This window comes from Microbacterium sp. USHLN272 (assembly GCF_037149655.1).
In the GTDB taxonomy this organism is placed as follows: domain Bacteria; phylum Actinomycetota; class Actinomycetes; order Actinomycetales; family Microbacteriaceae; genus Microbacterium; species Microbacterium galbinum.
The window spans coordinates 1,528,235-1,547,672 of record NZ_JBBCRA010000001.1; the positions used below are offsets into that span (position 1 = coordinate 1,528,235).

The 19,438-nt window shown below is 68.7% G+C and carries 17 protein-coding genes and 3 tRNA genes; 14 read left to right on the top strand and 6 right to left on the bottom strand.

Annotated elements, in window-relative coordinates; genetic code table 11:
• Positions 1-40 precede the first annotated feature (40 nt).
• Entirely contained in the window at positions 41-706 is a 666-nt protein-coding gene (locus tag WFJ97_RS07455; protein ID WP_336641007.1) for a TMEM175 family protein, read from the top strand.
• Positions 707-752: 46 nt separating this feature from the next.
• Positions 753-1,244: an inorganic diphosphatase gene (locus WFJ97_RS07460; protein ID WP_045254862.1), complete on the top strand. Its 492-nt coding sequence runs from the start codon at positions 753-755 to the stop codon at positions 1,242-1,244.
• 107 nt (positions 1,245-1,351) lie between these two features.
• Here WFJ97_RS07460 and WFJ97_RS07465 read toward each other — a convergent pair whose 3' ends face one another.
• Positions 1,352-2,719: a M23 family metallopeptidase gene (locus WFJ97_RS07465; RefSeq protein WP_336641008.1), complete on the bottom strand. Its 1,368-nt coding sequence runs from the start codon at positions 2,717-2,719 to the stop codon at positions 1,352-1,354.
• A gap of 209 nt (positions 2,720-2,928) precedes the next feature.
• Between WFJ97_RS07465 and WFJ97_RS07470 the strand changes: the two genes are divergently transcribed.
• The 7 genes from WFJ97_RS07470 (at position 2,929) to WFJ97_RS07500 (ending at position 8,658) form a co-directional block, all read left to right on the top strand.
• Positions 2,929-3,004: transfer RNA gene (locus tag WFJ97_RS07470), tRNA-Glu, on the top strand.
• A 26-nt stretch (positions 3,005-3,030) separates the two neighbouring features.
• Positions 3,031-3,104, top strand: a tRNA-Asp gene (locus tag WFJ97_RS07475).
• 69 nt (positions 3,105-3,173) lie between these two features.
• Positions 3,174-3,246 (top strand) — tRNA-Phe (locus WFJ97_RS07480).
• 157 nt (positions 3,247-3,403) lie between these two features.
• Positions 3,404-4,036: a hypothetical protein gene (locus tag WFJ97_RS07485; protein ID WP_336641009.1), complete on the top strand. Its 633-nt coding sequence runs from the start codon at positions 3,404-3,406 to the stop codon at positions 4,034-4,036.
• Positions 4,037-4,057: 21 nt separating this feature from the next.
• On the top strand, positions 4,058-5,458 hold the full coding sequence (locus tag WFJ97_RS07490; RefSeq protein ID WP_247623482.1) for a threonine/serine ThrE exporter family protein: 1,401 nt from the start codon (positions 4,058-4,060) through the stop codon (positions 5,456-5,458).
• A 178-nt stretch (positions 5,459-5,636) separates the two neighbouring features.
• A complete protein-coding gene (locus tag WFJ97_RS07495) occupies positions 5,637-7,619 on the top strand; it encodes a S1 family peptidase (RefSeq protein ID WP_336641010.1) in 1,983 nt (660 codons plus the stop codon).
• Between the two features lie 118 nt (positions 7,620-7,737).
• A complete protein-coding gene (locus WFJ97_RS07500) occupies positions 7,738-8,658 on the top strand; it encodes an AEC family transporter (protein ID WP_336641011.1) in 921 nt (306 codons plus the stop codon).
• Between the two features lie 12 nt (positions 8,659-8,670).
• On the opposite strand, the gene WFJ97_RS07505 is transcribed toward WFJ97_RS07500, so the two are convergent.
• Positions 8,671-9,999, bottom strand: coding sequence for a VCBS repeat domain-containing M23 family metallopeptidase (locus WFJ97_RS07505; protein ID WP_336641012.1), 1,329 nt, complete (start codon positions 9,997-9,999; stop codon positions 8,671-8,673).
• A 127-nt stretch (positions 10,000-10,126) separates the two neighbouring features.
• Between WFJ97_RS07505 and WFJ97_RS07510 the strand changes: the two genes are divergently transcribed.
• The 3 genes from WFJ97_RS07510 to WFJ97_RS07520 all read left to right on the top strand — a co-directional run bounded on the left by WFJ97_RS07510 (position 10,127) and on the right by WFJ97_RS07520 (position 12,576).
• Positions 10,127-10,429, top strand: a complete 303-nt coding sequence (locus WFJ97_RS07510; RefSeq protein ID WP_247632945.1) for a DUF7882 family protein — start codon at positions 10,127-10,129, stop codon at positions 10,427-10,429.
• A gap of 52 nt (positions 10,430-10,481) precedes the next feature.
• Positions 10,482-11,003, top strand: coding sequence for a hypothetical protein (locus WFJ97_RS07515; protein WP_336641013.1), 522 nt, complete (start codon positions 10,482-10,484; stop codon positions 11,001-11,003).
• A gap of 178 nt (positions 11,004-11,181) precedes the next feature.
• Positions 11,182-12,576, top strand: a complete 1,395-nt coding sequence (locus WFJ97_RS07520; RefSeq protein ID WP_336641014.1) for a cell division initiation protein — start codon at positions 11,182-11,184, stop codon at positions 12,574-12,576.
• A 61-nt stretch (positions 12,577-12,637) separates the two neighbouring features.
• On the opposite strand, the gene WFJ97_RS07525 is transcribed toward WFJ97_RS07520, so the two are convergent.
• From WFJ97_RS07525 to WFJ97_RS07540, 4 genes are all read right to left on the bottom strand, one after another.
• Positions 12,638-13,669 (bottom strand): fatty acid desaturase family protein, encoded by a 1,032-nt coding sequence (locus WFJ97_RS07525; protein WP_247623489.1) that lies wholly within the window; start codon positions 13,667-13,669, stop codon positions 12,638-12,640.
• Between the two features lie 228 nt (positions 13,670-13,897).
• Positions 13,898-14,176 carry a hypothetical protein gene (locus tag WFJ97_RS07530; protein ID WP_247623490.1) on the bottom strand — a complete coding sequence of 93 codons (279 nt, stop codon included), beginning with the start codon at positions 14,174-14,176 and terminating at the stop codon, positions 13,898-13,900.
• A gap of 181 nt (positions 14,177-14,357) precedes the next feature.
• Positions 14,358-15,272 carry an intradiol ring-cleavage dioxygenase gene (locus tag WFJ97_RS07535; protein ID WP_336641015.1) on the bottom strand — a complete coding sequence of 305 codons (915 nt, stop codon included), beginning with the start codon at positions 15,270-15,272 and terminating at the stop codon, positions 14,358-14,360.
• Between the two features lie 72 nt (positions 15,273-15,344).
• On the bottom strand, positions 15,345-16,496 hold the full coding sequence (locus WFJ97_RS07540) for a low temperature requirement protein A (protein WP_336641016.1): 1,152 nt from the start codon (positions 16,494-16,496) through the stop codon (positions 15,345-15,347).
• Between the two features lie 359 nt (positions 16,497-16,855).
• Here WFJ97_RS07540 and WFJ97_RS07545 point away from each other — a divergent pair, with 359 nt between their 5' ends.
• Both WFJ97_RS07545 and WFJ97_RS07550 read left to right on the top strand, forming a co-directional pair.
• Entirely contained in the window at positions 16,856-18,388 is a 1,533-nt protein-coding gene (locus WFJ97_RS07545) for a sugar transferase (protein ID WP_247623493.1), read from the top strand.
• Between the two features lie 4 nt (positions 18,389-18,392).
• Positions 18,393-19,346: a glycosyltransferase gene (locus WFJ97_RS07550; RefSeq protein WP_336641017.1), complete on the top strand. Its 954-nt coding sequence runs from the start codon at positions 18,393-18,395 to the stop codon at positions 19,344-19,346.
• Positions 19,347-19,438: the final 92 nt, after the last annotated feature.

Here is a 19,438-nt window from a genome sequence, read left to right on the forward strand (position 1 = left end):
GGGCGTGCGCCCGCCCCGGCGGCGGGGCTATCCTGACGCCGTGACCGCACCGCACCGCACCGCGCCGTTCCGCACCGAGCGGTTCAAGGCCTTCGTCGACGCCGTCGTCGCGATCGCGATGACGCTGCTCATCCTGCCGCTCATGGAGGCGGTGTCGGATGCCGCGTCCGGCAAGCTCACGACCGCGGAGTTCTTCCACGAGCACTCGGGGCAGTTGCTGAGCTTCGCGCTGAGCTTCCTGCTCATCGCGACGTTCTGGATGGGGCACCACAGTCAGTACCGCGATGTGGAGCGGATCACCACACCGCTCATCTGGATCAACGTGGCCTGGATGGCCACGATCGTGTGGCTGCCCGTGCCGACGGCCATGCTGGGGCAGATCGACACCGACCCCCTGCAGAAGGTCGTGTACATCGGCACCTTGATCGCCACGCAGCTCGCAACGCTGGCCGGCGGCATCTATCTCGGACGGCGCCCGGAGCTCTCGACCGCGCCGCCCTCGACCTACCGCGAGGGGGTGCTCGGCGACCTGGCCGCGATCATCCTGTTCGCCGCGGCACTGCTCGTCGCCGTGCTCGTTCCCGAGATCGGGTACGCCGCCCTCTTCCTCCTGCTGCTGAACGCCCCCGTCTCCCGGCTGGTCGATCGACTGTCTCGCGGGCGTTCGCGCGACTCCGACGTTCAGACGCCCGGACCTGCCGAGTAGGCTTGTCCGCGGCATCCAACCGATTTTTCTCCTGAGGAGCACACGCATGGGCGCACACGACGCCGTCATCGAGATCCCGCGCGGCAGCCGCGTGAAGTACGAGGTCGACCACGAGACCGGGCGAGTGCACCTCGACCGCGTGCTCTACACGACCTTCGGCTACCCGGCCGACTACGGCTACTTCGACAACACGCTCGGCGAGGACGGCGACCCGCTCGACGTGCTCGTGCTGCTCGACCACGCCATCTACCCGGGCGTCGTCGTCGAGGTGCGTCCCGTGGCCGTGCTCAAGATGAGCGACGAGGCCGGCGGCGACGACAAGCTGGTCGCCGTGCTGTCGAAGGACCCGCGCTGGGCGCACATCCAGGACATCGACGACATCGCCGAGTACACGAAGAAGGAGATCGCGCACTTCTTCGAGCACTACAAGGACCTCGAGCCCAACAAGTGGGTCAAGGTCGACGCGTGGGGCGACAAGGCCGAGGCCGAGCGCATCCTCGACGAGGCGATCGTCCGTTTCGGCGAGCAGGGCCACTGACCCCCTGGGCCACTGACCCGCCCCTGGGTCGCTGAGCCTGTCGAAGCGAAAGACCCCCGGTTCCGCTCAGCGGCCGGGGGTCTTCTGCATGCCGGAGGGGCGGATGCTCAGATCGAGATGCCGCGCGCGGCCATGAAGTCGGCCGGGTTCGTGTAGTACCCGTTGATGTAGACCTCGAAGTGCAGGTGGCAGCCGAAGGATCCGCCGGTGTTGCCCGCGTAGGCGATAATCTGACCGGCCTGCACCTGCTGGCCGGCCCTGACCGCGAAGCCGCCGTCGCGGATGTGCGCGTAGCCGGTCGCGACGCCGGTGCCGTGCTGGATGCGGACGTAGTTGCCGTACCCGCCGTTGTAGAACGCGGCGTCGACGACACCGGCGTACGCGGCGTAGATCGCCGCCCCGCAGCCGTTGGCGAGGTCGATGCCGTAGTGCCAGCTCGACGAGCATCCGTTCGCGTTGCACTGCTGCGAACGGGGACCGTAGCCCGAGCTGCGGTAACCGCCGTGCGGGCGCACCCAACCGCTGCCGCTGCCGGCGGGGGCGCCTCCGCCGCCGCTGTTGCCGCCGGCGTTCGCCGCGGCCTCGGCGGCCTCGCGCTCACGGCGCTTCTTCTCCTCGGCCTCGCGAGCCGCGACACCGGCCTGGTAGCCGGCGACCGTCTTCGTCGTCGTGTCCTTGAGGGCGGCGAGCTGCGCCTGCATGGTGTTGAGGTTCGCCGACTGCTCGTCGAGGGCGGCCTGCGCGGCATCCGCCGCCTGCTGGGCCGCGACCATCTTCTGCTCGGCGATCTTCTGCAGGCGGTCGCGCTCGTCGCGGGCGACCTTGGCCTGGTCGCTGAGCGACTGAGCGGAGTTGCGGGCGGCGACGGCATCGTCGTAGACCGACTGGTTGTACTCGAGGAGCTTGTCCATCGTGCCGAGGCGCGAGAGCAGCTCATCGGCGTTCGCGGCGGAGCCGGCGAAGAACAGCTCGAGCGAGGTGTCGTCGCCACCGTTGCGGTAGATCTGCGCGGCGACCTGGCCGGCCTTGCGGGCCGACTCGTCGGCGACACCGGCCTGCTCGTCGGCCTTCGCCTGGAGCGTGTCGGCCTCGGCGATCGCGGCGAAGAACTCCTGCTGGGCCGTGAAGTACTCGTCGGAGGCGGTCTTGGCAGCGGCCTGGGTCTGCGCGACCTTCTGCGTGAGGGACTGGATCAGGCCCTCGATGCGCTGGATTTCAGCGCCCTTGGCTGCCTCGTTGTTCTTGGCCTTCTGCACGTCGTCCCAGCTCGGGTACGACGCGGCGTAGGCGGCGGAGACGCCGGAGGCGACCCCGAAGGCGCTGAGGGCGACGACGCTGAGCGCGCCGAGCCCGAGCGCGCTGCGACGGCTGACGCTCTGCTTCCAGAGAGCGTCGCGCTCGGCGGGCGTGGGCGCGCAACCGCATTCCTCGGATGCTGCAGCTGCTGCGGCATCCTTCGTGATCTGGTCGTTCACACGGCCCCTTCCGCCGGTTTCACACATGTCACAGTAACAACAACTTTCACATGCGCACCAGGGCGCGCGGGTCGGTCGAAGGGCATGCTGACGGGTACATCGTCTCCCGGAACACGCCCGGGAGCGCGCTGACTCGCCCTCGATTCGCGATTTGCCCCGACTATCGTTTATGCTTGAGCGTCGGCAAGGAAGTCCCCCGGGACTGACTCGGCCCCATCGTTTAGCGGCCTAGGACGCCGCCCTTTCACGGCGGTAGCACGGGTTCGAATCCCGTTGGGGTCACCACGTCCGATATAATTGAAAACAAGTATGGCCCTGTAGCGCAGTTGGTTAGCGTGCCGCCCTGTCACGGCGGAGGTCGCGGGTTCAAGTCCCGTCAGGGTCGCTCCGTGCGATGAGCTCTTTCTTCGGAGAGGGCTCTTCGTCTAGGACGCGACAGGTTCGCCGGTCGCGCGGCTCTGTAGCTCAGTTGGTAGAGCGTTCGACTGAAAATCGAAAGGTCACCGGATCGATGCCGGTCGGAGCCACAAGGCTGATCATTACAATCAGCCCAGAAACCCTCGCCTAGCTTCTACATGGCGGGGGTTTTGCTTTGCCCGCGGGCATCCGCTGGCCTGGAGCGCAATAGCCCCGGGAGGTCTTTCGCCCGGCGCGCATCCCGGGTGTACTTCTCCGATGCGATCCGTGAATCCGATCCCCGGCAACCCCTGGCCGCACGACATGGTCATCCGCATCGAAGACGCACCGCATGCGCTCTTCGAACTCCTCTGGTTGCGCGAGGCGTACGGGCTGCAGCCCACCGGCGACGACCTTCCGCCGCTCCTCGTCCGGACTCCCGCGCCGGCCGCAGCCGTGCTCGACGCGGACACCCGGGCTCACTGGGAGAGCGCGTGGACGCGACTCTGGCGGGCGGCCTCCGCCCATGCCGGCCGCGAGCAGGATCACGACCAGTTCCCGCGACTGCTCGCGATGGAACCGGGCGATCCCGATCGCGAGCACCTCCTCCGCGACATGATGGGCCCGACCTGGCGCGACGAGTTCGGCGACGCCGCCTTCGACGACCCCTCCTACACCGACCGCGAGCGCTCTACCCCCGAGGAGCGCGCCGCCGCGCGCCCGCACACCCTCGCCGACAACCCCGAGCATCGCGACCTCGAGGCCCTCATCCCCGCGTGGCGGGCGGGACTCACAACGATCATCACGATCCCCTGCCAGGGCGAACACACCCGCCGTGTCGGTGACAACGCCCTCCTCGTCACGGCCGGCACGCGAGCCGACAGCGTGGCATATCGGCGTGCTCTCTCATCGTTCCCCTGACCCGGGCGAGAGGATGGAGGTATGCCCTCGAACTCGCGCCGGCGACTGCTCGCCTCGATGCAGCGGATCCTGCACAACGATCCCTCGAACGTCGCGCACACCGAGGCCATGCCGATCATCGACGAACGCACGGTGCCCCGCGTGCTCGACCTCGCCACGCGCATCGGCGAATCGATGTTCGCGGTCGGCGCCTCCGCTCACGAGGTGACGCTCGCGATCACCCGGGTGTGCGAGGCCTATGCCCTCAAGGGGGTGCAGGTCGACGTCACCTACAACTCGGTGACCGTCTCGTTCCACCTGAGCGGCGAGGTGTGGCCCGAGACTCTGCTGCGCGTCGTGCGCGTCGCCGCCCCCGACCACGCCAAACTGCAACGCGTGCAGGCGCTCGTCGCCGACGTCGAAGCGGGGCTCGACCTGGAGTCCGCCCGCACCGCGTTCCGCGTGATCCGGCGCGTGCCGTTCCGCTACCAGCAGTCCGTGGTCGTCGTCGCCCGGGCGATGCTCGCCGTCGGCGTCAGCATCCTGCTCGGCGCCTCGCCGATCATCGTGGGACTCACCTTCATCGCCGCGCTCGCCGCCGCCCTCACGCAGGCCGGCCTCGCACGCGTGCGGGTTCCCCTCTTCTTCAGCCAGATCGCCGGAGGATTCGTCACCACTGTGGTCGCGGTCGCCGTATCGGCGCTCGGGTCCGCCGGGATCGAGCCGTTCGTCGGCATCCGCCCCTCGATCATCGTCGCATCGGGCATCGTGCTCATGCTCGCCGGGCTCACGGTCGTCGGCGCCGCGCAGGATGCGATCGACGGGTTCGCGCTCACCGCCGGCGGACGCATCCTCGACCTCACGATGCAGACCCTCGGTGTGGTGATCGGCATCCTGGTCGGACTCGAGCTCGGTAGCGTGCTCGGGTTCACGATGGACCTGCCCGACGACCCCGCCCCGTTCGGTCCCCTGCTCGGGGTCTTCGCCGGGGCGATCATCATCGCCGTCGCCGTCGCCGTGTTCAACGGCGCCGGCATCCGCATCATCCTCGTCAGCGCTCTGCTCAGCGCGATCACGATCGCCGGGTACACGGCATCCGTCGCCCTCAATCTGCACCCGGCCGCGGCGAGCGCGATCGGCGCTCTGCTCGCGAGCTTCGTCGGGGTGCTGATCGCCCACAACCTGCACGTTCCGTCGGTCGCGGTGACGACCGCGGCCATCGTGCCGCTCGTGCCCGGAGTGGCGGTATTCCAGGGGCTGCTCGAGATGGTGCACAACGGCGGCACCAGCATGGGCGTCGTCGGCGCGGGCGGCTCGCTGATCGACGCCGCCGTCATCGGGATCGGTCTCGCCTCGGGGGCGTCGCTCGGCCTGTACCTCGGCACCCCGGTGCGCGCGACCCTCGGCAGCGTCACGAAGACGCGAGCGCGTACCCGGCGCTGACCGGCCGTTTCGCCGTGTGTCATGGGGACATCTCCCCAATGACAATTCGCGCAAGACCTTGCTCCGATCGCATACAGCGTGCTCACAGGTTGGCTAGGTTGGGCGTGTCCCCGGGCACGCGCAAGCGCTTTCGCGCGCGCCGTCGATCACCTGCACTGCGAAATATCGAGACGAGAAGATGACCCCCAACAAGAGAAGAGTGCTGGCCGGCGGTACCACCGCGGCCATCATCCTCGCGCTGTCCGGCGCGTTGATCCCCACGGCCGCCACGGCCGATGAAGACGCCACGGCGCCGACGAGCGGAGCGTCGTTCGACGCGAACGCCAAGCAGCTGCTCACGACCGACGGCGTCGAAGCCGTCGCCACGAACGCCGCAGGGCAGGTCGTCGTCTACACGACGGCACCCGAGGACGCGCTGGCGGGCGAGGCGGATGCCTTCGTCGACGGCCACTCGAACGTCGTCGTCAAGGTGATCGATGCTCCGTTCGATTCGCAGGCCGATACCGACGTCGTCGGCGGCGCAGGCTACTTCGCCTTCGACCCGACCAACCCCAACGGACCTGGCGGCCTGTGCTCGGTGGGCTTCTCCGCTTGGTCACCCGCCGGCGATCCCGCGGTCGTGTCGGCGGGTCACTGCACCGGCGACGGCCTCTACTCGGTGAGCGCTCTCACCCTGCCGAGCGGTGACCAGGCCGGCGGCGGCAACCCCGGCAACTCCGACGTCGAACTCACCTACGGTCTCGCCGAGCTCGCGTTCTCGCAGTACGGCGGGCCTGGCAATACTCCCGGCACGTCAGGCAACCCGAACGACCTGAGCTCGACCGATGTCTCCGCGTGGGACGTCGTGAACCCTAGCCTGGAGACGCTCCCCGAGGTCACGAACTGGACAACCTCCGCAACCGAGGATCTCTCGGCCGCGACCATCCCGGTTCGCGCTGTGGGCACGGCCGTGGTCGACGGCGCGGTGACGAAGTCGGGGCGCACGACCGGCTTCACCTCCGGCCAGGTGCTCGAAGTCGGCGGCTGGGCGAACGTGAGCGGACGTCAGGTCTACGGCTTCGTGACGAACGTGGCTTCGTCCGAGGGCGACTCGGGCGGCGCGGTCTTCCAGGGCAACACCGCCGTCGGCATCCTCTCAGGGGGCACGACGCAGAACGGTCAGCCGATCATGTTCGCGGCCGACCTGCAGAACGCCCTCTCCTACACCGGCGGATACTCCGTCGCGCTCTACATCGACGCCCCGACCGTCACTTCTCCCGCTCAGATCGGTATCGGCGGTGCGATCACCGGCACCGGTGCCGCAGGTCAGACGCTCGTCGTCACCCAGGCCGAGGGCGCACCCTTCGAGGTGCCGATCGACGGCAACGGCAACTGGTCGTTCCCCGCGCCGCCCGAGGTCGGCGAGTACGAGTTCAGCGCGATCGTGCGCAACGGCTTCAACGAGTCGGCGGCGACGCCGTTCGCGGTCGCTGTGCTCCCGGCAGCCCCGGTCTTCACGTCGCCGGCGAACGGTGACCGCATCGTGTCGGAGGTCACCGAGATCTCCGGAACCGGCGAGATCGGCGCGACGGTCACCCTGACCGGCGACGTCACCGATGAGGCCACGGTCGGCGAGGACGGCACCTGGAGCGTCGAGGTCGACCTCGGCATCGACGCCTACTCGGTCAGCGCCACGCAGGAGCTCGAGGGCATCACCTCGGCATCTGCGACCTCGGCCTTCGCTGTGATCCCGACGGCCCCGATCGTCGACGCACCGCTGGCCGGAGGCGCCTACGCCTTCGCCAGCGCCCCGACGGCCGCGACCGGAACGGGCATCGAGGAGGCCGCGATCAGCGTCACCCTGAACGGTGCGGATGCCGGATCGACCACCGTCGCCGACGGCGCATGGAGCGTTCCGCTCACCGCCCAGGCGGGCGAGTTCTCGCTCGTCGTGACGCAGACCGTCAACGGTCAGAGCAACAGCACGACCGTCTCGTACGAGGTCGCGGCGGCTCCCACCACGGGCGGCGGCGCGGGCGAGGGCTCGGGCAGCGCCCCGGGTTCGCTCGCCAACACCGGTATGACCGATGCGACGCCGTACGTGGTGACGGCGGCGGCCCTGCTGCTCCTCGGCGCCGCACTGCTCACCGTCCGACGGATGCGGACGCGCAACACCCTCTGATCCGATCCTGATCTGATCGCCGTCGGGGGGGGGGGGGGGCCCGGCCCCCCCCCCCCCGACGTGTTTCCCCCGCGCCCCCGGATTCGTCCGGCTCGCGGCACCTCGATACGCTCGAAGAATGCTCGAGACGCTCACCGGATTTGTCGTGGTGGGCGTCGCGATCATCGTCGGCTACGTGCTGGCACGGATCGATCTGCTCGGCGAGCACGCGCGTCCGGTGTTGAGCCGCCTGGTCTTCTTCGTGCTCTCGCCGTTCCTGCTCTTCACCGTTCTCGCGCACGCCGACGCGACGATGCTGTTCTCGTCGTTGCTGCCCGTGTCGGCCATCGCCGCGGTCGTCGTGATCCTGATCCACACCCTCGTCGCGCGCTTCGCCTGGCGTCGGTCGGTGGCCGAGACGACGATCGGCGCTCTCTCGGCCGGTCAAGTCAACTCGAACAACATCGGCCTGCCCCTCTCCCTCTATCTGCTGGGGAGTGCGGCATTCCCCGCGCCGGTGATCCTTCTGCAGCTCCTGGTGTTCACGCCGGTCTCGCTCACGATCCTCGACGCCGCCACGGCCGAGCGAACGTCTCTGCGCCGCAAGCTGCTGCGCACCGCGACGAATCCGATCATCATCGGCGCCCTGCTCGGAACCCTGGTGTCGGTCACAGGCCTGCAACTCCCGGAGATCGTCCTGGCACCCGCGCAGTTGATCGCGGATGCCGCGGTGCCGGTGCTCCTCATCAGCTACGGCATGTCGTTGCACGGCCAGCGCGTGCTCGGCACGCGGGGTCACCGACGCGAGGTCGTCGTGGCGAGCGTCCTGAAGCTGGCGGTCATGCCACTGGTCGCGTGGGTCTTCGCCCAGTTCGTGTTCGGGCTCACCGCGCACGAGGTGCTGATCGTGACGGTGCTCGCGGCTCTGCCGACCGCGCAGAACGTGTTCAACTACTCGCAGCGCTACGGCGTCGGCGAGGCGATCTCCCGTGACACCGTCTTCCTGACGACGATCGGATGCCTTCCCGTGCTGCTCCTGATCATGCTGCTTCTCGGCTGACGCCGGTCGCGATCACTCGATCTGCAGGTAGGAGCCGAACCCGGTTCCGATGACGTACGAGGCGCCGAACCCGCCGTTCCCGCCGCCCGGGTAGACCCGCAGGTCGCCGTTCGCCATCCGCGCGACGAGGTCGGGGCGCCCGTCGCCGTTGTAGTCGACGCCGCCCGTCATGGCCGTGAACCCGGTCCATCCGCGCCCGACGATCTGCCGCGCGGCGAAGCCGTTGGGGATGCCCGGGTAGAAGTACTGGGTGCCGGCGGCATCGATCGCGATGAGATCTCCGCGCCCGTCGCGATCGAAGTCGCCGCCCACGAGGTAGACCATCGAATTCCACTCCGGTCCGCCGGGACGCGTCTGCCCTGACAATCCGCCCTTGCCGTCACCGAGATGGATCGTCATGTTGCCGTCCGGACGGACGGAGATGACGTCGTGGAGGCCGTCTCCGGTGTAGTCGGCCCCGGAGATGAGATGCAGCAGTCCGCCCCATCCGGTCGCGATGTCGCGCTGGGAGGCGAACCCTCCCCCGGCCGCGGGGCTGCCCCCGTAGAACTCCAGCGTTCCGTCGTTGCGGACCACGATCAGGTCGGAGTGGCCGTCGTTGTTGAGGTCGCCGTGCGCGATCTGACCGCGGCCCGCCCATCCGGAGGTGATGACGACGCGCGGCTTGAGCGCCGCGGTGCCGTTCCCCCCGAGGAAGTGGAGATCGCCATCGGCGGCCACACCGACGAGATCGCCCTTGCCGTCGCGGTTGTAGTCGGCCGTCAGCACCTTGGGGTTGACCGGGGTTCCGAGACCGGGGAAGTTCATCGGGATGAAACCGCCGCGCGTGACGTTCGTCAGGCACGTGAAGCCGTTGTTGATCGCACTGTAGACGCTGCCGTTGCGCCACACCTCGAAGTGCAGGTGGTACGCGTCGGTGGCGCCGGTCTTGCCGACGACGCCGATCTGCTGGCCACGGCTGACGCGCGTGCCCGCCGCCTGCATGCCGGGCGCGGCCATGTGCCCGTAGCGGGTGACGTAGCCGCCGGGATGCTCGATGTCGACGTAGTTGCCGTACCCGCTGTTCGCGGTTCGCGCCTTGATTACGCCGTCATAGGCCGCCAGGATCGGCGTTCCGCCGCCTCCGCCGATATCGATGCCGTCGTGCTTGCGGTAGTTGTTGCGGCATCCGTCGCCGACCTTCGACTGGATGTTCCCGGACGAGGGGACGACCATCTGCCCGTCGGTGGCAGCGGATGCCGGTGCCGACGACGTGAGCGACGGGAAGAAGGAGGCGAGGACCACCGCCAGGAGTGCCAGAACACCGACTCGGGCGCGCCGCAAGCGTGACTGTCGCTTCATGTCGCGCTCTCCCGTGGTCGTTCGGCCCCAGCGGACATGATGTCCCCCGCCGTCACGGTACCAGCGAGACAGGAATTCGGCGCGGACATCGGCGTGATATTCCCCGAATAACAAGTACGGTTCTTCTATGGGCAGGCTCAGGTACGACGGCACTTCCGACCCGATCATCATCGAGGACGTGACCCTCGCGCATCTCAAGATCATCATCGCGACGAAGCTGCGCCGACAGGAGAGCTTCATGATGACGTGGGCGCCGCGTGACAGCGGCCCCAACAAGCGGGCGACGGTCTGGATCCATCCGGCGATCCCCCTGCAGTTCGGCTTCGACGAGGAGCAGCCGCCCGCCGTCGACCCGCAACGCATCGCCGAACTGATGCAGCACCTCAACGCCAGCGGCGAGCTGGTGCTCGATCACGTGCTGTCGAGCTAACCGAAATATCGGTGGGCGCCACCCGACCGCACGCACCCGCTACGCTGTGGCCGTGGACCCGACAATCATCCTTCTCGGCATTCTCGTCCTCGTACTCATCATCGGCGGACCCTTCATCAAGAGGTGGGCGAACCGCAAGGCCGCAGCCGCCGGCGAGAACGCCGGACGCAAGTTCGCCGCGAAGCAGCTGGTGAACGTGCTCGTCGAATTTGGAACCACCGTCGTCATCCACGCCCCCGAAGACGCGGCGCGCGAGATCGTCGCCGAGGCCGCGGGTAAGAAGCCCAAGGACTTCCCGGGGCGCGCGGACGGCGGCTTCGGCATCCGCTTCGTCGAGCCCGATGACACGATCGTGCGCCTGGTGCCCGATCCCGCCGGCACGCGCGTGCAGGTCGAGACCTTCCGCGAGTACATGGGCTTCCCCCAGACCGTCTCGTTCTGGCAGGACCTGCGCACGCGCATCTCGACCGCCGCCGCAGCGCGCGGGGTCACGGTGTCGGAGGGCCAGCATCTCGAATACCTTCGCGGTCACCTGCTCGACCCCAAAAACGCCCGCTGGGCACTCGACGCCTGATCGCCCCTCGCGCGGGGTGAATTCGCCCTTCGCGCCGGGTGAAACCGGCACGCAACTCCCGCCCGACGCAACTAGGCTGGACTGCGACGGCGACAGCGGCTCGCAGCGGCTGTCACGGCATCGGCCCTTCACGATCCCTCCCCGGTCCTCACGGACCTGCCCCAGAAAGGCACGAACCATGAGCGAATCCTCCGAGTCCGAAGACCGCAGCGGCGACCGCTCCCCCGACTTCTTCGACCAGCTGATCGAGACCACGCCGCCCGCAGCCTCTTCTCCGCAGGGCTCCTCGTCGTCTCCGGCGGCGTTCACGATCGGTTTCCGCGGTTACGACAAGGCGGAGGTCGACTCCGCACTGTCGACGCTGCGCAACCAGCTGCAGCAGGCGAACGCCGACCTGGCCGACGCCGAGGTGCGTCACGCCGACGCGATCGACGCGCTGAAGTCGGAGGAAGGCTCCGCCCGCGAAGAGCTCGAGAGCGAGCTGACCGCTCTGAAGGCGAAGGTCGCCGAGACCGAGCAGCAGGTCGCGACGCTGACCTCCGAGCTCGTCGACGCCCCCGCCCCGGACGGTGAGGAGGCGCCGTCGCGCCAGCAGTTCGAGGCGATCCTGCGCGTGGCAGAGGAGCAGGCGAACGTCCTGATCCAGAACGCCGCGGTGCAGGCCGACCGCCTCATGGCTGCCGCCCGCGAAGAGGTCGCCGCCCAGCGCGCCGAGGCCGAGGCCGACGTCGCCCGCATCATCTCCCAGGCCGAGCGGGATGCCGACCAGGTGCGCCTCAAGATCGACACCGAGTACACGGCGCACGAGGCGCGCATCGAGCGCGAGGGCGCCCACGCCACCGAGAAGGTCAACCAGGCTTCGCAGGAGGCCACGGCCATCCGCACCGAGGCGGAGAAGGGAGCGGCCGCACTGCGCTCGCTCGTGACCCGCGAGACCACGCAGCTGCGTGCCGACGCCGAGCGCGACGTGCGCGAGATGAACGCCCGCGTGCTCGAGTTCGAGGAGACGCTGACCCGCCGCCAGGACGACGCCCAGCAGGAGTTCCTCGTGCTGCACAACCAGGCCGTCGCCCACGCCGAGCGCATTACGAGCGATGCGAACGAGCAGGTCTCGGCCTCTCTCGACCACGCCCAGCGCATCTCGGCGAAGGCCGACGACTACGAGCGCCTCATGCGTTCGCAGGCGCAGTCCATCGAGGCAGACGCCCAGGTGCGCGCCCGCGAGACGCTCGACCGCGCGCGGGTGAAGTCGCAGAAGATCGTCGACGCCGTCACGACGCACACCAACACGGTGCTGCGGGATGCCGAGGACCGCACGCGTCAGCTGCGCTGGCAGCAGCAGCAGCTCACGAGCTTCATGGCCGAGGTGCGCGAGCTCATCCGCCCCGACGGCGTCTTCTCCGACGAGGGCGGCGCAACCGCGTCGCTCGGCGAGGTCGCGACGGTCGACGACGAGCCCGCTGAGGAGTTCCTGGGCGACGAGGTGCTCGATGACGAGGCGATCGACGACGATCGTCCGCTCGAGAGGATCACGATCGAGGTCGTCGAGAGCGACGACGACTCGTCACGCTGACACACCCCTGCATGACGAAGGCCCGAGCGGATTCCACTCGGGCCTTCGTCATGGTCGTCGTCTATGCGCGACGCATCTGCGATGCGGCCGGGCAGTCGAAAGGATCGCTCGCGGCGAGCCCCACACGGTTGAGGTAAGCGATGACGATCGCGTACGACCGCCACAGGCTCGTCTCGGTGTAGGGGATGCTGTTGGCCGCGCAGTAGTCGCGCACGATTCCGCGTGCCTTCGAGAGGTGCAGGCGCGACATGTTCGGGAACAGGTGATGCTCGACCTGGTGGTTGAGTCCGCCCATGAACCAGGTGGCCCACCAGCCGCCGTTGACGTTGCGCGAGGTGCGCACCTGCTTCGAGAAGAAGTCGAGCTTGGCATCGGGCGCGATGACCGGCATGCCCTTGTGGTTGGGAGCGAAGGACGCGCCCATGTAGACGCCGAAGACGGCGAGCTGCACGCCCATGAACGCGAAGGCCATGCCCAGGGGGAGGAAGAGGAAGACCGGCACGATGACCAGCGCGAGGCGGAGCGCGATGAGGCTCAGCTCGGTCCAGCGGCCCTTCACGTTCTTCTGCGTGGTGAGGTGCTTGAGGCTGATGTAGTGGAGGTTGATCCCCTCGAGCGTGAGCAGCGGGAAGAACAGCCAGCCCTGCTTGCGGGTGATCAGGCGCACGAGACCGCGCGACTGCGCGGCATCCGTCTCGAGGAACGAGATCGTGTCGACCTGGATGTCGGGGTCCTTGCCGACCTGGTTCGGGTTGCCGTGGTGGCGGGTGTGCTTGGAGTCCCACCAGTGGTAGCTCATGCCGACGGCGCCGGCCGCGAGGATGCGCGCCAGGCGGAAGTTCGACGGACCGGACGCGAGGATCTGGCGGTGGGCGGCCTCATGAGCGAGGAACGCCACCTGCGTGAAGAGGATGCCGAGGGCTCCGGCGATGAGGAGCTGGAACCAGCTGTCGCCGAGCAGGATGAACCCGGTGATCGCACCGCCGAAGCCGAGGGCGAGCGCCCCCGCGACGAGAGAGTAGAAGACCGGGGTGCGCTGCATCAGGCCGGTCTCCTTGACCACCTGCTGCACATCGCGATACGCCTTCGCCATCGGCGGGAAGTCGGCGTTTCCCGAATAGGTCTGCCGGATGGGGCCGAGCGTGGAAGCGGTGGATTCGAGCTGTGAAGTGGAGATGATGCTCTCCTTCCGATCGGGAGCCCTTGAGCTTCAGAAGCCAAGGGCAGATGCCGATCGCTGACCTCAGGCTAACCCTGCCCGCATACGCGGGAGGGCATACGAAAGCCCCTCCGGCATGTGATTCCGGAGGGGCGGGGTCGTTCAGGCGCGGGCGCGGCGCGGGCGGCGGCGGAAAACCGCGGGAAAACCGAGGTTCCGGCGCTTGCTGTGGGGTTCGTGTGAGAACTCCAGAGCCCGCTGAGCGTCGTCGAGATCGGCGAATGTGCCGAGATCGGCACCGCGCGCGTCACGCACGACGTGGGCGGTGCCGTCGAACTCGACGAAACCGGCGAACTCGCCGTCGCGGGTCGCGACGTGCACGTCGAGGTCGGCCTGCTTCCAGGTCAACGGATCGGTCGGATGGAAAGTTGTCGTACTCATGGTCATGCTCATCATTGCTGTGTGGCGGGCGCATCGGCGCTCCGCGATGGAAGATCGTGGGCGGATGCCGCGCGCGTCGATGTGCGTGGTCCGGAATGGCCCTGATCAGTGGCGACGTGGGCGCCGAGAGGGGCGCGCACACACGTTGCGTAGACAGACTAGCAGATTTGCGCGGGCCGTGTCAGACCGTCACTCCCACGGCCAGCACCGCACGGTACCCCGCGGACGCATCCCCTGACATCGTCGCGAGCTGCGACACGGCCGAATCCTCCCCGAACACGTTGTCGCTGGCGAGCGTGATCCCAGAGAGATTCCGAGCCGAGCCGTCGTAGCCCGAGGTCGCGTAGACCGCCGCGCACTCGGCCTCGGGCAGCGCCAGTTGAGACGTCGCGATCGCATTGCTTGCGTCGGTGATCGACGCGACGTCCGGATACACCTCGAAGTGGATGTGCGGCCAGCGCCCGGCGTAGCAGCCGGGGAAGATCGAGGTGAACGACACCGCGCCCGCGGCATCCGCCACCTGCACGCCCCGCAGGTAGGTGATGTCCTCCAGGCCCGACGAATACATCGAGTACTCGCCCTGTGCCGTGCAGTGCCAGGTGTACACGGCGACGCCCTCGGCAGGCGCCCCGCTGGCGACATCGACGATCTGCAGCTCGAACACGAGCGGCACTCCCTCGGCGGTCGCGCCGCCGTCGATGGAGGAGCGGATGTCCTGGCGGACGATGCCCGAGTCCTCGAGGATGTGCGGACCGTTCGAGCCGTCGCCCGGGTAAGGCCCCACGGTCTCCTCGGGAATCTCCGAGATGTCGGCGGCCACGGCATCCGCTGTCGGCGTGGGGGTGGGAGTCGGGCTGGGCGTCGGCGTCGCGGTCGGCGAGGGAGAACCGGATGCCGTGACCGACGGAGCGCAGGCGGCGAGCACCACCGCGCCCACGCCGATCCCCGCCAGGCTCAGCACTCCGCGACGCGTCAGCAGGGTGCGCAGGTCGAAGGCCGCGCCCTGATCGACCACCTCCTCATGGGGACGATCGAGAAGGCGACCTTCGTAGGCGGGGCCCTCGGGCGTACGGTCGGGCTCGGGGATCCGGGTCATGGTCGCGCTCCTCGTGTGCGGGTCGGGAGCATCCATGGTCGCGCGGCGAGCGATGCGTCGCCCCTGCGCGGGCTATGCGTTCTCGATGACGGCGGCCTTCTTCTCCGGCACCGGCGGGTGGAGCACCAGGAACACGACGATGATCACCATGATCACCGCGGTGAGCGCTACGGGGACCGGAAGGATCGGGTCGAGCAGCACGAGCACCGCACCGATCGGCACGACCGTGTTCACGACGCGGTCGGCGCTCCTGCGGATGGCGACCCACCAGACGCCGAGCAGGAAGACGGCGATCGGCACCGTCACCGTGAAGGACGCGGCCGTACTCGACAGCTCGCTCTTGCCCGTGAGCACGTCGAGCTCGACCTCGATGCCGGCCGAGAAGGCGGCCGCCGCCGCGAAGATCAGGTAGTGCGTGTAGCCGTAGCGCAACGAGCTGCCGAACGATCCGACCGCACGATGGTGCTCCGGCCAGAAGTAGATCCACCACAGCGATGCCGTCACCACCAGGGTGAGCACGGAGATGGAGATGAAGGGCACGAAGGACTCGGCCTCGTGCAGCGCCTCGATGATCGCGTTCGCCGACGCCAGCAGGCTCTCGCCGAGAACGATCAGGGTGAACAGTCCGTAGCGCTCGGTGATGTGGTGCGGATGCCAGGGGGTCTGCCGCTCGTGCTCGGCGAAGACCGGGATCGACATCTCCAGCAGCGCGAACGCGGCGAAGGCGACGAGCTGGAAGGGCCCGTCCGGCACCAGCAGGAAGAGGATCCAGAGCACCTGCACCGCGGCGATGCCGAAGGCGTACCGCCGGGTCGCCTGGCGCAGCGGACCCGCGGCGCGCGACGCCCGCAACCACTGGGCGACCATGGCGATGCGCATCACCACGTATCCGACGACCACGAGCGCGAAGTGGCCGTGTTCGAACGCGCTGGGGATGCCGGCGGCGAGCACGAGCACTCCGCTCATCTGCACGATCGTGGTGACGCGGTACAGCCAGTCGTCGGTGTCGAACGCGGTCGCGAACCACGTGAAGTTCATCCACGCCCACCAGATCGCGAAGAAGAGCATGGCGTACGAGATGATCCCGTGCTGCAGATGCCCCTCGCTGAGGGCGTGGTGGAGCTGCGCCGAGGCGATACTCACGGCGACGACGAACACGAGGTCGAAGAACAGCTCGAGCGAGCTGGCGACCCGGTGCGGCTGGGCGGCGTCACGCGGAATCATGCGGGTGAGACGCAGTCTCGGCGAAGTGGCGTTGGGTGTCACCGCGCCAGGATAGACCCGCTGTCGCGGCGGCGTGCCGGGCCGCCGGAATATCGTTTCGGATCGTTGCGCGGAGAACCTACCGAACGCGACCGCCGTGGGCTATGCTGACGGGAGTCTGCAGTGCTCTCTGTATGCATTCACCGTGTGGGACGGTGTCTGCTCGCCCGTGATGTGGGATCACGGAACGTCAGAGGGACCCGAGGGGTCGGGAATGCAGACGAAACCGCGAGCGTGGGGCTGGCGGTCTGGGGAATATCTGGGGAAACAATGGCGCACTGGGGATTTTTGCGTACATCACCGGCTCGAGGAGCCTCGGCATGACCTCCGTAGAGGATGCCGTGAGCATCACTCGCGCAGGAACGGCATTCGTGCCGGTTGCCGCTCCGCGAGCCGTCAAGTCGGTGCCGCGCTCGGTGGTCTCACCGCGCGTCTCCGCAACGCTGGAACGCCGCCGTCAGTGGGAGCGGCGATATCGGATGCGACTGCGGACGACGGATGCGGCTGTCATCCTGCTCGCCGTCGCACTGACGGCGGCGATCCAGCTGTCCATCGGCCTCACGGTGCTCGAAGTGCTGCGCGCCAGCGCGCCGCTGGCCGTGCTGTGGTTCCTGATGCTCGGCGCGCTCCACACCCGTGACGCCGCGCTGTTCCAGGCGAGCGCGACCGAGTACCGCGGCGTCGCGAACGCGAGCGGACTCGCGTTCGGTCTGGTCGCGATCATCGACGTGCTGCTGGCGTGGGAGTCGATGCAGCTGATGCTCGTCGTCGGGCTGCCGGTCGGACTGCTCGCACTGCTCGTCACGCGCTGGGGATGGCGGCACTGGTTGCAAGGCGAGCGGCGTCACGGGCGCTTCGCCTCCCGCACGCTCGTCGTCGGCAACCGGGACGACGTCGAGTACGTCATCCGTACGCTGCACCCGATCGGCGCCTCCGGCTACCAGGTGGTCGGGGCGACGCTGCTCGACGGCAACGCCCGCGACGTCGAGATCGACGACATCCGCTTCCCGGTGCTCGGCAACTCCAACTCCGTGGCAACGGTGGCCACCGAGCTCGGCGCCGACACGATCATCGTCGCCAGTCGTCCGGAGCGCGACCCCGACTTCGTCAAGCACCTGAGCTGGCAGCTCGAGGGCACGGCCGCCGAACTGGTGCTGTCGAGCCGACTCACCGACGTCGCCGGCCCCCGCATCTCGTTCGCCTCGGTCGAGGGACTCCCCCTGATCCAGGTGCAGATCCCGACCTACGAGGGCGGCAAGCACGTGCTCAAGCGGGCGCTCGACGTGGTCGTCGCGACCCTCGCCCTCATCCCGATCGGCCTGATCCTTCCGGCGCTCGCCCTTCTCATCAAGCTCGACTCCCCCGGCCCCGTGTTCTTCCACCAGGAACGGGTGGGGCGCGACGGCCGGCGCTTCAGGATGGTCAAGCTCCGCTCGATGGCGACGGATGCCGAGCAGAAGCTCGCGGCGCTCAAGCTGCAGAACGAGGGCTCGGGGCTCCTGTTCAAGATGAAGGACGACCCCCGTGTCACGCGCGTCGGTCGCGTGCTGCGCAAGCTGTCGCTCGATGAACTGCCGCAGTTCTGGAACGTGCTCGTCGGCGACATGAGCGTGGTCGGGCCTCGCCCGCCGCTGCCGACCGAGGTCACCGCCTACGACGGCACGGTGTTCCGCCGCCTCTACATCAAACCCGGCATCACGGGTCTGTGGCAGGTCTCGGGTCGCAGCGACCTGTCGTGGGACGAGAGCGTGCGTCTCGACCTGCGCTACGTCGAGAACTGGTCGGTCATGAACGACCTGCAGATCATGTGGCGTACGGCGAAGGTCATGGTGCAGCCCAGCGGGGCATACTGAACGCATGAGCGCCGCCACGCCCGACGAGGGCCCTGCCGTCCTTGTCGCCGTGACGACCTTCCGACGCACCGAGCTGCTGCCACCGCTGGTCGCCGCGATCCAAGACGCCACGGGAGCCGCGGGCAGCCGGATGCGGATCGCGCTCGTCGACAACGACCCGGAGCGATCGGCATCCGCGGTCGCCGCCGGCCTCGGCGTCGACTACGTCTCGGAGCCCACTCCCGGGATCGCGGCGGCTCGTCAGGCTGCGCTCGACGCCGCCCGCGCCGGTGAACTCGTCGCGATGGTCGACGACGATGTCGTCCCGCAACCGGGCTGGCTCGATGCCCTCCTGCGGGTCTGGGCGGCGGAGCATCCCGCGGTGGTGATGGGCTACGTCGAGTACGTGTGGCCCGAGGGCACGGACCCGTGGATCGTCGCCGGCGGCTTCATGCGACGCCGACGACGCGTCACCGGGCAGCACCTCGATGCTCTCGCCACCGGCAACGTGCTGGTCGATGCCGCCCAGGTGCGGCACCTCGGTGTCTCCTTCGACACGAACCTCGGCTTGGCCGGCGGCGAGGACATGCTGTTCGGGCGAGCGATCCTCGCGGCGGGCGGGTCGATCATCGCCTCCGCCGACTCCGTCGTGCGCGACGAGGTTCCCGCAGCCCGGACGACGCGAGAGTTCGTGCGACGCCGGACCATCTCGCAGGGGCAGATGCGCACGCGCCTGCTCACGCGCACGTCGTCGACGCCGCGGCGGATTCTCCTGCGCGGTGTGCATCTGCTCGGCGGCGTCGCCCGCCTGATCGTGTTCTCGGCTCGCGGCGCGCTCGCGCGTCTACGGGGAGACGTCGCGGCCCATGCCGTGCTGACACGACGCACCTGGTTCGCGCAGGGTCGCATCCTCGGCGCCATCGGGCACGTGACGCCCGAGTACGCGCGGCCCTCGAAGCCGAACACCGCTCCGGCGTAGCCGCCCGCGCGGCGCGCAGCACTGCCCGTGCGGCCGTCGTTGGTCGTCGGTGGCCGTCTCTGGTCACCCGTGCAGGCGCGGGCAGTCGCGAG

Excerpts from the sequence above, each read along its gene's own strand:
- WFJ97_RS07460 (WP_045254862.1), top strand. The coding sequence starts at position 753 with ATGGGCGCACACGACGCCGTCATCGAGATCCCGCGCGGCAGCCGCGTG.
- WFJ97_RS07490 (WP_247623482.1), top strand. The coding sequence starts at position 4,058 with ATGCCCTCGAACTCGCGCCGGCGACTGCTCGCCTCGATGCAGCGGATC.
- WFJ97_RS07495 (WP_336641010.1), top strand. The coding sequence starts at position 5,637 with ATGACCCCCAACAAGAGAAGAGTGCTGGCCGGCGGTACCACCGCGGCC.
- WFJ97_RS07500 (WP_336641011.1), top strand. The coding sequence starts at position 7,738 with ATGCTCGAGACGCTCACCGGATTTGTCGTGGTGGGCGTCGCGATCATC.
- WFJ97_RS07505 (WP_336641012.1), bottom strand. The coding sequence starts at position 9,999 with ATGAAGCGACAGTCACGCTTGCGGCGCGCCCGAGTCGGTGTTCTGGCA.
- WFJ97_RS07510 (WP_247632945.1), top strand. The coding sequence starts at position 10,127 with ATGGGCAGGCTCAGGTACGACGGCACTTCCGACCCGATCATCATCGAG.
- WFJ97_RS07520 (WP_336641014.1), top strand. The coding sequence starts at position 11,182 with ATGAGCGAATCCTCCGAGTCCGAAGACCGCAGCGGCGACCGCTCCCCC.
- WFJ97_RS07525 (WP_247623489.1), bottom strand. The coding sequence starts at position 13,669 with ATGGCGAAGGCGTATCGCGATGTGCAGCAGGTGGTCAAGGAGACCGGC.
- WFJ97_RS07530 (WP_247623490.1), bottom strand. The coding sequence starts at position 14,176 with ATGAGTACGACAACTTTCCATCCGACCGATCCGTTGACCTGGAAGCAG.
- WFJ97_RS07535 (WP_336641015.1), bottom strand. The coding sequence starts at position 15,272 with ATGACCCGGATCCCCGAGCCCGACCGTACGCCCGAGGGCCCCGCCTAC.
- WFJ97_RS07540 (WP_336641016.1), bottom strand. The coding sequence starts at position 16,496 with ATGATTCCGCGTGACGCCGCCCAGCCGCACCGGGTCGCCAGCTCGCTC.
- WFJ97_RS07545 (WP_247623493.1), top strand. The coding sequence starts at position 16,856 with ATGACCTCCGTAGAGGATGCCGTGAGCATCACTCGCGCAGGAACGGCA.
- WFJ97_RS07550 (WP_336641017.1), top strand. The coding sequence starts at position 18,393 with ATGAGCGCCGCCACGCCCGACGAGGGCCCTGCCGTCCTTGTCGCCGTG.